This is a genomic window from Alteromonas lipotrueae, assembly GCF_019249215.1.
Lineage (GTDB): Bacteria > Pseudomonadota > Gammaproteobacteria > Enterobacterales > Alteromonadaceae > Alteromonas > Alteromonas lipotrueae.
This window is the reverse complement of sequence record NZ_JAESDI010000006.1, coordinates 17,487-28,864: the sequence shown is the minus strand read 5'-3', so window position 1 is coordinate 28,864 and position 11,378 is coordinate 17,487. Positions and strand designations below refer to the sequence as shown.

Sequence of the window (11,378 nt, the reverse complement as noted above, 5' to 3'; positions counted from 1 at the left end):
ACGTAAAATATAAGGAGCAAGTTACTAGCGTAACTTGCTCCTTTTTTATTTTCATGAACCGCTCATCTTATTGCCTCACTGATTATCTATTTCTCCTTGTAGCATTGTTTTTTTATCACTATGCCTAAATATTTTTATCTCTTTTGGGAAGCATTGAGGATTTATATGGATATTAGTTTACGGGAAGTCACCAAAGACAATTGGCTAGATATTATTCATCTAGAAATTACAAAAGAGCAAGAAAACTATGTGGCGTTAAATTCGGAATCTATCGCCGAATCAAGCTTCTACCCTTATTATGTTAACAGAGCTATTTATCAAGGTGATGAAGCTGTAGGGTTTATTCAATATTATCAAGAGTTAGAAGAAAACCTACCCAACGAGTTTTATATTGCGCAATTTATGGTTGACGTCAAACATCAGGGGCAAGGCATTGGAAAAATTGCGACCGAACAAGTTATTAAAGAAATGAGCGCAATCCCTGCCTGTAAAAAGATAACAATACTCTATATGCCAGGGCACCATGCAATGCGAAAGTTCTATTCACAGTTCGGCTTTGTTGTAACCGAGGAAGATGACGAAGACGGTGTTGTGATGGAGCTTGAAGTTAAATAGTGCAATCTGCCTTAGGGCAGTTTTTCGCTAAGGTCTAGCTTAGCAAGGCATTGTGTAAGCTGATGTTCGTCCTATGATGTGTTCTTTATGAGCTAACCGGTATTATGTAAAGTCTCGGTCTTGCTGACAGTCGGAAATAGACAAACAACGGACGGTCAATAACTTCCGTTTAAGGGGTACAAACGCATGGGATATAATGCGAAGCAGCCCATGTGTTTGTGTCCCAGTGCGCGTTAGCGCACGACTTAAAACGTTTGTTATACCTGTGTTTGGACAACCTTGGAACCGCTTTTTGAAAATGAACTCAAAGCTCGGTCGATACATGAATTTGAAAAAACACTGAAATCATATGGTGCTCTTGCAACTTCATAGTAATTTAGAATCTCTCTACTTTTAACGAATAGTAATAAGGTAACCCCGTCGTTGGCCCATACCGACGACAATGATTCTAAAGGCCACTGAAACCCAAGTAATTCGCTAGCAGCAGCGTTGTCTGAATAAGGACCAAGAACGCAAACCTTTTCCCAGTTTCCGTCAACGTGTTCAATGAGTTTGATTGGTTCTTCTGCGTAATCAAAATTTAAGCGAGGGGCTTCGACCTCTCCGTATGAACAGGCAAACAAACAGAAAATTAAAACCAATAAATACAAGCATTTCATAAGAAGGTATAACTTTTAAATAAGGGGCGATAACGCGTAGGGCACAATAGCGAAGCGGCCCTGCGTGTTAGCGTCCCAAGAGAGTTCCCCCATAAAAGTGGACACTCGTTTCAATTGTTAGGTTTCCTACACATCATTTTTCAATACATCCTCTAATTCTTCTTGGGCGAACTTTCGAGTTTCCGTTTTGAGTTTACTTTCAAAAAACTGCTTACATACTGAAGCGGTCGAAAAATTGATGATTATCGCAGTAAGCCCATCAATAAAGTTGCGGTCTCCTTTTTCCCAATCCCAATGTGACATAGCCCATTTTGAAACCTTATGTTCTATCGCAGCACTAAAACGTCCTTCGGGGTTGTATTCCAATGCGCTTATTCCATCGTTAATAGTTTCTTGAATCATATATATCGGAGGACGCGCTTTTGTCTCGGCAATATTCATAATGACGCTAAGTTGTTCCTCAACCTCTTCGTAGGTTAGGACAGAGGGCAACTTGTCGAAATCAGGGAGCATAACTGTCATCGGAAACCTAACTTTTAAATAAGGGGCGCAGGCACGTAGGGCATAATGGCGCAGCCGCCCAGCGTGTTTGCGTCCCAGCCCGCGCAGCGGGCGTACTTAATTTTTTTGTTATATTGCATTTTTCAATACAGCCTTTGTTTTACCAAGAGGGTTAACCGCTATGCGCTGAAGCTGTATACCAAAGTTACAAATTGCTTGAGGCTCGACTTTCATATCAAAGTTAACTTTATAGCTTTCGTTTCTGACATTAGTGAAAGATTCGATGTGAGCAATAGTAACAGCAAACATTGTATGGCCAGAACTGTCTGTACAGAAAGCATGAATGGAAAAATAAGAAAGATCAGGGGTGGAACGGCTTTTGAACTCGAACTCATCTTTTGTGGTTCGAGGAAACTTCTCAAGAAGTCTTCCCAGATGCTCAATCTCCTCTCTATTTGTATAGCAATCTGCTTGGCCAGAGAACTGCCCATTACTACCGAATATAGAGATTTCAAATAAAGATTCATCTTCCCATATTGATGAAACTACGAGCTGACTTTCCATGTTACTCCTGCAATATAACAATTTAATAGTGCGCAAATTGCGCGTTTTTCTTCCGAGCATGTGCTCGTTTTTATCCATAGTGCCATCATTCAGAGTTTACTGAAAGTCAAAGAGTACAGAGGTTACGCTTAATAAGGGCTAATTACGTAAAGGACAAAAACGCGCGATTGGGTCGTTTTCCTGAATATAGGGGAAAGGCAGCTACAACCGTATACGTAGACAGACATCTAACTCTCAACAATGACAATATTTTGGGCAGAAACTAGCTCATTGGGTCCATTAAATAATAGATAACCAACTTCCGGTTTACGTACAGAATTGCCTAACAGCGAAAACTGGAAGGCACTAACAGACAAAATGCTGTTATTCGATGCCTTTACGAGCATTACTAGTGTCTAGTGAGCGAACAGTCGCATAAGATAGCGCCTGTTGTTTAAGAATCCGCTTCTTTAATCTTGAAAGCTGCATCTTCAAGAAACATTTGGAGCGTGACAACAACCTCAGAATTTTTACCTTTGGGCTTTACAATGTTTATATGGTCTTCACCAAGGAGCGGAACTGCATAAGCATCTAAGCCCATTGCGTTATTGACTGAAACAACTTTATCATTTGTACCAACAATGCACCGTATGTTTTCCCTATTGATAGCACCACTTTCAACCCAACCTAACCAATCAGAATTTAATGAAAAAATAAAAGGTGAGTCCGCGGATAACTCTTGTAGTTGCAATTTTTCAAGTGTTGGTATAAAAGTGGCTAGCTTCGCTAAAACTGCCCCATTATGAGGTGATGCTATAAAAGTAACTTGAACTATATTGTCTAACTTTTTTTTCCTATTCTTCTGTAAAGTTGCAAGTCTTCTAACAAGAATACCGCCCATACTATGCGCGACAATAGAAATCTTAGAGAAGTTTCGATAATTTGCTCTGACCCAATTATCTAGATTTCTTGCGATAAATTCTAATGACGGTGAGTTATCCCAAACTCCTGTTGGGTATTCATACAATGCAGTTTTGCAGTCAACCAATTCACCAATGAAAATGGGTAGCTCTCCCCAAGATTTTAATGAACCATTCCAGCCATGAACAAAGAGAACGAGATCTCTCACATTGTTTTGTTTTTCTTGTTGTGACTCACAATGACTATCGATATTCTGCGTGATACTTGTTATGTCCCAGTGTTTAAGAAAATCCTTAAACTCTTTAGAATACAATTCGCTACCAAGATTTTGTAAATTCTCAAACAGCTCGACAAGCCTCTCAACAGCTTCTCTATCTAGTTCACCATAAAAAATCACACAACCTTTGTTAAATCTAGTTACGATAATTTCTTCGAGTGGCACACCTGATATTTGAGATAATTCCGAAAGAAATTTTTTTCTTTTTTGACCCTTAAATTCAGAAAATTCCAACTCCATCTTTATCCGAACTTCTCTAGTGATTTTAGCCATCTAAAAAATCCTTATTTTCGATTTATTAGCTTAAAAAAGAGTAACTGTTACCAGAATAAAGATATCCTAGCTATATAAACTTGAAATGTCTGCTTTACGTACTTTGAAGACCCATGAGCTAAGCTGACTGGCACCAAAAGACAAGAAGCGGACATTCAACGCCAAGATCATTCGCTTTTGAACGCGCCAGCGTTTAAAAGTCCAGTGGATCTTCTTGTTGTACGTTTTCCGTAGTTTCTGACGTAATACTTCTAATAATAAAAGTACCACTATCAATGGCATGTCTAATCAACTCTGGTGGACATTCAGTAACACCATGTACATCACTCGCATTTCTTCGAAACGATCCCATAACGTAAGCAGCTTGATTAATAGAACCTCGATAGTTTTGCCATAGCTTATTAACTTCAGCGCTATCATCCGTCATCTGGCTGAATCTCTCGCGATATACATCCTCTAATACCGAGAATGAACGAGATCCCCTTTGCTGATATGAGTCATCATGAGGATTTCCAAGATTGTGAACTGCATAGAGGTGGTTTGTTACAGTATCAAGTGCACTGCATATGGCCGTCATTGCTCCTGAATAGTCACTTTCGCCAAACCTCCGATATGCATTCTTCAGCAGAGCCTTCACCTCTTCAGAGAAATCGTGGACTGCATCCTCCACTTGAAAGTCCAAAGGTCGAAGCTGTCCATCAACTACTTTCCATCCAAACCTTTCTGCACAATCAGATATACGGGATTCAAGATGGCTTTTCTGCTCAAGCATTGCGGCTATAAGGTTCTGTATTGCCTTCCCAGAATCAGGTTCTCTAGTAATTAATCCATCTAGCGCATCAAGGAGTTCTCCCTTTGAGGCTCCTTTTGCGGGCAATGATTTCTGCTGTAGATGCGCTAACTCTTCCACTGGCAATGCAGCCGCCGCTATTACATCCTTTGCTTCATTGAAGGTAAAACTATCTTTAACCGTTGGCCTCAATGCCCGCCACACTTTTTTGATATCTGTTTCCATATCTTGCCTTTACGTTGGTCTTACCCACTAAAAGTGGACATCCATGTTAAGCGTAGATCGCTTCGTATTCATATGGGCTTACATAACCCAGCGAGCCTGCGATGGAGTTAATGCGCTTGTTATGTAATTTCACCATTAACAATCTGCTGAAGCTCTGATTGTCTTTTTACCAAAATGGTATCGGCTAACATTTTTCTAGTTTCATCAGGTTGGAATTTGTGCCAACGACGATCTGTTTTAAAGTTGATTTTCACTACATCATTGTTAATAAAATCATGTGCTGCATCTTCAATTCGACTAGAAATATCGATAAAGTCATTACGTAAGGCAACTCCCAAACGAGGTAAACCAATGTCGTTAACCTGTTCAGTCCATTTACGCAATGTAACTAGATAATCTATAAAAAAGTATAACTCACGTTTTAATTCTGCTGATAACCATCGTTCAGACTGAGCTTGTATTTGACTTAAATAGCTAAAAAATTTATCGAAATCTTGTCTGTTAGAAAATAACGCCGGATACCGTGGTAACTCTGTTCCTTCATGTTCACCATCGACAACACACATTGTATGCATTGAGTTTGCCAAATTAATTATTTGGTCATGTGCTTCCAGTTTTTTATCTATAATTTTTTCTGCTAGCTTTAATTTTGTTTCTCTTGATTTTCCGACGTAACCAAAGATCCCCGTTACAATCGCACCTAAAAACACGCCAAGAATTGCAAATACAGCACTCGCGTTTTTTATTAATAATTCTTCCACTGAAATTCCAAAATTGCAGTATCACATAACTTTTCAATAACGGGCGCAGACATGTGGGGCATAATGGCGTAGCCGCCCCGCGTGTTTGCGTCCCAGCGAACGCAGTGAGTGAGTTTATTGGCTTGTTATGTTGCATTTGTTAAAAAGAGCCACAATACTCGAATTTCCTACTACTTGAGCTAGAGATCTTGGTGTAACACCATGATTATTAACTGTATCTGGATCAGCGCCATAAACCAATAATAGAGAGATAATGTCATTATTATTTCTGGAATGAAAAACAGCTTTATGTAGAGCGCTATTTCCGTTTGATTCAAGTAAGTCTGTGTCAGCTCCACGTTCTAGTAAAGCTTTTACAGCAGGATACGATTGTTCCTGTACTGCAAAATGTAGCGCCGACCATCCATTAATATCCTGTGCATTAACGTCAATTCCCTTACCGACTAACTCTTTGATACCTGCTGGATGTTCTTTAATAGATGAGTCGATGATCAGGTAATGAAGCTTATTCCTTCCGTAAGAATCCACGTTTACCCCGCAACATAACAATTTTATTTAACGCGATTTGCGCGTTTTTCTTCCAACGCATCGCTCGCTTTTATACTTTCACTATTAATACCAAACTAGCTATCATATTGCTATATAAAGGAAAGCAAGCAACCTAGATAAAGTGCTAAAGAGAAAAACGAGCTATTGGGTCGTTTTCCTGAATATGGGAGCGACGCAGCCTGTTCAGATAAATAATTAGCCTCGCTTACTAATACGCTCATGTCGTTGATCGCTCGTTATACCACTTAGATGGAAAGAGCCAACGACCGTTATACGTACATTGCGGTACTTCAATAGTAAAACTTATAACACTAAACCGCCTGTCAGAATCGACCAAGCACTAGCATGAAAACTGAAGACTAGCGTGAAACAAAGCAAACACATCTTGAAACACTTTCAATGGGAACTGTTCGCAGCCTTCGCTTTCTATACTTCTACCACCTTTTTCGGCGATTAGCGCCGTAACTTATTTGTACGTGGCAAAAGACTACAGTTATACCGTGCTAAGCACATTTTATTAGGATTAAAAATGAAGCAACAAACTGGCTCGTTTATTAAAAGAAACTTACCTTTTATACTATTTGTTGTACTGATGTTTTCATTCAGAAGCAGTGTGGCAGATTACTATCATGTTCCTACGGGTTCTATGGAGCCCACCATTCAAGTGGGAGATCGCATTGTAGTCGACAAGAGTGCCTACACGCTCGAACTGCCTTTTACCAATGTGGTGCTTAGCCAAACGGGTGATATCGCCCGTGGTGATATTGTGGTTATTCAAAGCAGTGCGGCCGAAACGCGGTTAGTTAAACGCGTTGTTGCCATTGCTGGTGACACGATAAGCCTACATAACAACAAGCTAACCGTAAATGATGAGCACGTCGTAATACACAGGCGCGACCACTATGTTTTCCAAGAAAATATAGGCGATAGTCAGCGCAGCATTCAGCTATTACCTGTTAAAGGGGCGCGCTCGTCATTTAATGAAGTTGTTGTACCTGATAAGCATGTATTGGTAATGGGTGATAACCGAAATAACAGCGTAGATTCACGTTATTACGGCTTTATTCCCGTTGAAGAGATTCAAGGCCGAGTTACCCGTGTGGCTTTTTCATTAGACAAAGAAAATTACTACTTACCTAGAGGAGAGCGTTCTTTGTTAGCGCTTCAATAATATCAGTTCGACAGGCATGCCCTCAAATGGGTATGCCCTCCCTCTCTCTTATCTCTGCCTTACCCAACTTCCCACAAATTTGCCTAAACTTGCCAGTTACTCTACGTCAACGATGAGCCTCAGCGCTTCACGCCTCTCCTCGTTCTCCATTTGTACACAATTTGTAACTAACTCTATTCAAAAACAATAGCTTGCCAACTTGCTACTTTACCCACGTTAATGCTATTGATTGACAAGCAACCCTTCGCGTTGCTGAAATAACAAACAATAAGTTAAATGGAACTATAAGGAAATCACAATGAAACATGGCGTTAAACTTAGTGCGCTCACACTCGCACTGGCTGGACTCTCCTCAATCTCTTCCTCGCAAGCGCAACAAGCAGAAGAACAAGCTGAGGGAGTAGAACGTATAGCAGTAACAGGCTCTCGTATCAAACGAACCGATATTGAAGGCCCCTCTCCTATTCAATCAATAGATGCCACCATGATAAAAGGCATGGGCTATGAAAACTTACAACAATTACTAGAACGCATGCCGGCCACCGGCGCAGGTACATTCTCAACACGTAACAACAGCCAAGACTCTACTGCAAATGGTGCGGCCTCTGTATCCCTTAGAGGTATGGGCCCAGATGCCACCTTGGTACTTATTAATGGCCGGCGTGTGGCCATCAGTGCATTTGCAGAAAGCATCACGAATTCATTTGTTGATATTAATGCTATTCCCGTATCGGCCATTGAACGCATCGATATTTTAAAAGACGGTGCATCAGCTATTTACGGTTCAGATGCCGTGGCTGGTGTAGTGAACGTTATTTTGAAGAAAGACTATGATGGTTTAGAAGTAAACGTAGGCTATGGCGGTACAACAGGGCCAAGCTACGGCGAAACTACTGCTAATATGCTGTGGGGCAGTCAAAGTGAAAAAAGCAGCGCTACTGTCATTCTCGATTACTTCAACAACAGCCAGTTAGGGGCTGATGAAATGGGCCGGTTTGGTACTGCCAACCAATCCCCTTATGGCGGTATGGATTTTCGTTCTTCTCGCGGGTATCCAGGTTATTTCTATGTTGATGGCGTTAAAACCATCGATCCAGATTGCCCAGCCGATAGCGCCACTGCATCTGGCAGTTGTTTATTCGATTATGGTCCGTATGGCCTGACTATTCCTGCATCGGAACGCGTAGGCTTTATTGGTCAATTCGATTATAAAATTTCGTCAGATGTTACCGCGTTTATGGAAGTAGCCGTACAGCACAATACGTCTGAAGCTGGCGGTGCAGCCACGCCCCTTGATGAAGACGCGGGCTTAACCGTACCTGGCACCCATCCTGATAACCCTTTCGGGCAAGATATTGATATTGGCCGTTACCGCCCGGTTGATGCTGGCGCCAGACGCTGGGATATTGAAACCGATACCCTTAGGTTTGTGGCAGGCTTACGAGGCCAAATTTTTGACTACGACTGGGAAGCATCTGTACAAAAAGGTAGAAGTAGTTCTGAACAAAGCGGCGATCAATCGCAGGGTTGGGTTCGCGTAGATTGGCTACAAGAACAAATTGACCTAGGTAACTACAATCCTTTCGGTGGTGTAACTAACTCACCCGAAGTTATTGATGCCATCACCACCAGCTTGGTTCGCCGAGGTGAATCACGCATGACTAGCTTCGATGCTCACATTACTGGCGAAGCGTTTGCGTTAGGCGATGAAATGGTCATGATGGCAGCGGGTATAGAGTACCGTGAAGAGCAAGTATCAGACATTCCTGACATTCAATTCCAGCAAGGGCTTATTTTTGGTACTGAATCTGTTTCTGCTAACGCAGAGCGCGACCAATACGCCGCCTATTTAGAATTATCAATTCCGATCTCTGATCAACTAGAGCTTCAATTGGCGGGTCGTTACGACGACTACAGCGACTTTGGTAACACCACTAACCCGAAAGTTGCGTTACGCTGGGCGCCAAGCGATGAAGTTACCCTTCGTGCCTCGTGGGCACAAGGGTTCAGAGCACCGTCATTGGCACAAGTAGGTTTAGGTCCTTCGCAGAAGAGCGTGTTCTTTGTGGATAGGTACCGCTGTGAAGCAACAGGCCTAGACTGCGAATCATTAGATTACAATATTGAATTTGCGGGTAACCCAGATTTGGAAGCGGAAGAGTCTGAATCTTGGAATGTGGGCGCTATTTGGGCACCTACTCAAGAGTTAGGTTTAAGCGTTGATATTTGGAGTATCACTCAAGATAACAAAATTGATGAGCAGCAATTTGGTTTGGTGTACGACACTGAGTGTAATAACCAAGACAGTGAAATTTGCGTACGTTTAGATCCACAAGGCGGGGCTAGTTTAGGGGTTATCCAAAAGATATTTAATACCTACCAAAACGTGTCTTCACAAGAAGCTGCAGGTATCGATTTAAGTGCAAACTACATGCTTACCCTAAACGACTACGGTGACGTTAAGTTCAATATTGATTGGTCTTATCTTACCGAGTTTGAAAAGGACGGTTTAGATTACACTGGTGAGTATGGGTATCCTGAGCATCGTTGGTTGTTTGGCACAACGTGGAGCAAAGGTGCGTTTGACGCTAACTTGAATATTAGCTTTGTGGGTGAATTTGAAGATACACCGGATATCGACTTCGACGGCGTGTTAGATTTTGAAGAAAATACATCCCGTATGGTCGATTCACAAATGCTAGTGGATATTCAAGGTGGCTATAACGTGACTGACACTATTCGACTTGTACTTGGCGTAAACAACGTACTAGATGAAGAACCACCTTTTGCTATTGGCGATGGCGATAGCGACCTTTATGGTTATGTGGGTAGTATCCACAATCCACGCGGCCGCTTCGTATATACCAAAGCAACGTTTAGGTTCTAAACGCTAGCACTCACTGTGATTGCCTGAACGTCAGGCAATCACAATCCAAAATGAATTAGCATTAAGTTGGCAATGGCCGCTACTAACATGGCCAAAAACGTCAGCATCATACCTGCAATACGCTGCCAGCTTGCTCCACTATGATGTCTTAATCCATAAGCATGGAAAATACGTCCGAATAACAGTGAACATGCGAGTGCATGTACCGCCCAAGCTTGCCCTGTATTCGCCTCAAAGCAAGCGACCATAATGAGGGTAATAGGAACATATTCACTAAAATTACCATGAGCGCGACTGAGCCTTTTCAGGTCTTCATTACCACCGTCACCCAAGCTAATTTGACTTTTTCTACGTACCCCTATCACTAAAAAGGACAGGTATAGGTAGCAAATCCCCAACAGACTGGCATAAAACGCCGTTATAGGTAATACCATGAGTTAGCTCCACGTTTATATTAGTTATTCTGCAATTATTAAACGCTATTCGCTCATAACATACAAGTAACAAAAAAGGCCGCTACTGCGGCCTTTACAAATCAATAAGCACAATTAACCAAGAAGTTCAGCAAGCTCTGCGCTCACTTCATCTACTGGGCGTGTGCCGTCTAACTTGTGGTATTCGCAGTTGCCCGCATCAGCTTCAGCACTATAGTAATTAACCAACGGCTTGGTTTGCTCATGGTAAATTGCTAGGCGTTTACGAACTGTCTCTTCTTTATCATCATCACGAATAATAAGGTCTTCGCCAGTATCGTTGTCTTGCCCTTCCTCTTTAGGTGGGTTGTAAACAACATGGTAAACACGACCTGAAGCTGGGTGTACGCGACGGCCACCCATACGCTCAACAATCACATCATCTGGTACATCAAACTCAATACAATGATCGACAGAAACACCCGCTTCTTTCATTGCATCAGCTTGAGGAATTGTACGTGGGAAGCCATCTAACAAGAAACCATCTTTACAATCGTCTTGCGCAATACGCTCTTTAACCAGCCCGATAATGATTTCGTCAGATACTAGCTTACCTTCATCCATTACACGCTTGGCTGCAAGGCCCATTTCCGTACCCGCTTTTATAGCAGCACGAAGCATGTCACCGGTAGAAATTTGGGGGATCCCATATTTGCCCATTAAAAACTGAGCTTGTGTGCCCTTACCCGCGCCAGGAGCGCCGAGAAGAATAATTCGCATGAGTGCGTTCTCC

The 11,378-nt window shown here is 42.0% G+C and carries 11 protein-coding genes; 3 read left to right on the top strand and 8 right to left on the bottom strand.

Annotated elements, in window-relative coordinates; genetic code table 11:
- Nucleotides 1-165: 165 nt before the first annotated feature.
- On the top strand, nt 166-615 hold the full coding sequence (locus tag JKP82_RS07970) for a GNAT family N-acetyltransferase (protein WP_159531959.1): 450 nt from the start codon (nt 166-168) through the stop codon (nt 613-615).
- 785 nt (nt 616-1,400) lie between these two features.
- Here JKP82_RS07970 and JKP82_RS07965 read toward each other — a convergent pair.
- The 6 genes from JKP82_RS07965 to JKP82_RS07940 all read right to left on the bottom strand — a co-directional run bounded on the left by JKP82_RS07965 (nt 1,401) and on the right by JKP82_RS07940 (nt 6,093).
- Nucleotides 1,401-1,796 (bottom strand): hypothetical protein, encoded by a 396-nt coding sequence (locus JKP82_RS07965; RefSeq protein WP_218396578.1) that lies wholly within the window; start codon nt 1,794-1,796, stop codon nt 1,401-1,403.
- A 108-nt stretch (nt 1,797-1,904) separates the two neighbouring features.
- On the bottom strand, nt 1,905-2,339 hold the full coding sequence (locus JKP82_RS07960) for a hypothetical protein (RefSeq protein WP_159531474.1): 435 nt from the start codon (nt 2,337-2,339) through the stop codon (nt 1,905-1,907).
- 433 nt (nt 2,340-2,772) lie between these two features.
- A complete protein-coding gene (locus JKP82_RS07955; protein WP_218396575.1) occupies nt 2,773-3,789 on the bottom strand; it encodes an esterase/lipase family protein in 1,017 nt (338 codons plus the stop codon).
- 193 nt (nt 3,790-3,982) lie between these two features.
- On the bottom strand, nt 3,983-4,804 hold the full coding sequence (locus JKP82_RS07950) for a hypothetical protein (RefSeq protein ID WP_218396574.1): 822 nt from the start codon (nt 4,802-4,804) through the stop codon (nt 3,983-3,985).
- 119 nt (nt 4,805-4,923) lie between these two features.
- Nucleotides 4,924-5,565 (bottom strand): hypothetical protein, encoded by a 642-nt coding sequence (locus JKP82_RS07945; protein ID WP_218396573.1) that lies wholly within the window; start codon nt 5,563-5,565, stop codon nt 4,924-4,926.
- A gap of 114 nt (nt 5,566-5,679) precedes the next feature.
- On the bottom strand, nt 5,680-6,093 hold the full coding sequence (locus tag JKP82_RS07940; RefSeq protein WP_218396571.1) for an ankyrin repeat domain-containing protein: 414 nt from the start codon (nt 6,091-6,093) through the stop codon (nt 5,680-5,682).
- A 550-nt stretch (nt 6,094-6,643) separates the two neighbouring features.
- Between JKP82_RS07940 and lepB the strand changes: the two genes are divergently transcribed.
- Nucleotides 6,644-7,285: a signal peptidase I gene (gene lepB / locus JKP82_RS07935; RefSeq protein ID WP_218396569.1), complete on the top strand. Its 642-nt coding sequence runs from the start codon at nt 6,644-6,646 to the stop codon at nt 7,283-7,285.
- Between the two features lie 298 nt (nt 7,286-7,583).
- Entirely contained in the window at nt 7,584-10,172 is a 2,589-nt protein-coding gene (locus JKP82_RS07930) for a TonB-dependent receptor (RefSeq protein WP_218396567.1), read from the top strand.
- Between the two features lie 38 nt (nt 10,173-10,210).
- On the opposite strand, the gene JKP82_RS07925 is transcribed toward JKP82_RS07930, so the two are convergent.
- Entirely contained in the window at nt 10,211-10,606 is a 396-nt protein-coding gene (locus JKP82_RS07925) for an MAPEG family protein (protein WP_159531985.1), read from the bottom strand.
- 114 nt (nt 10,607-10,720) lie between these two features.
- Nucleotides 10,721-11,365 carry an adenylate kinase gene (gene adk, locus JKP82_RS07920; protein ID WP_218396565.1) on the bottom strand — a complete coding sequence of 215 codons (645 nt, stop codon included), beginning with the start codon at nt 11,363-11,365 and terminating at the stop codon, nt 10,721-10,723.
- Between the last annotated feature and the right edge of the window lie 13 nt (nt 11,366-11,378).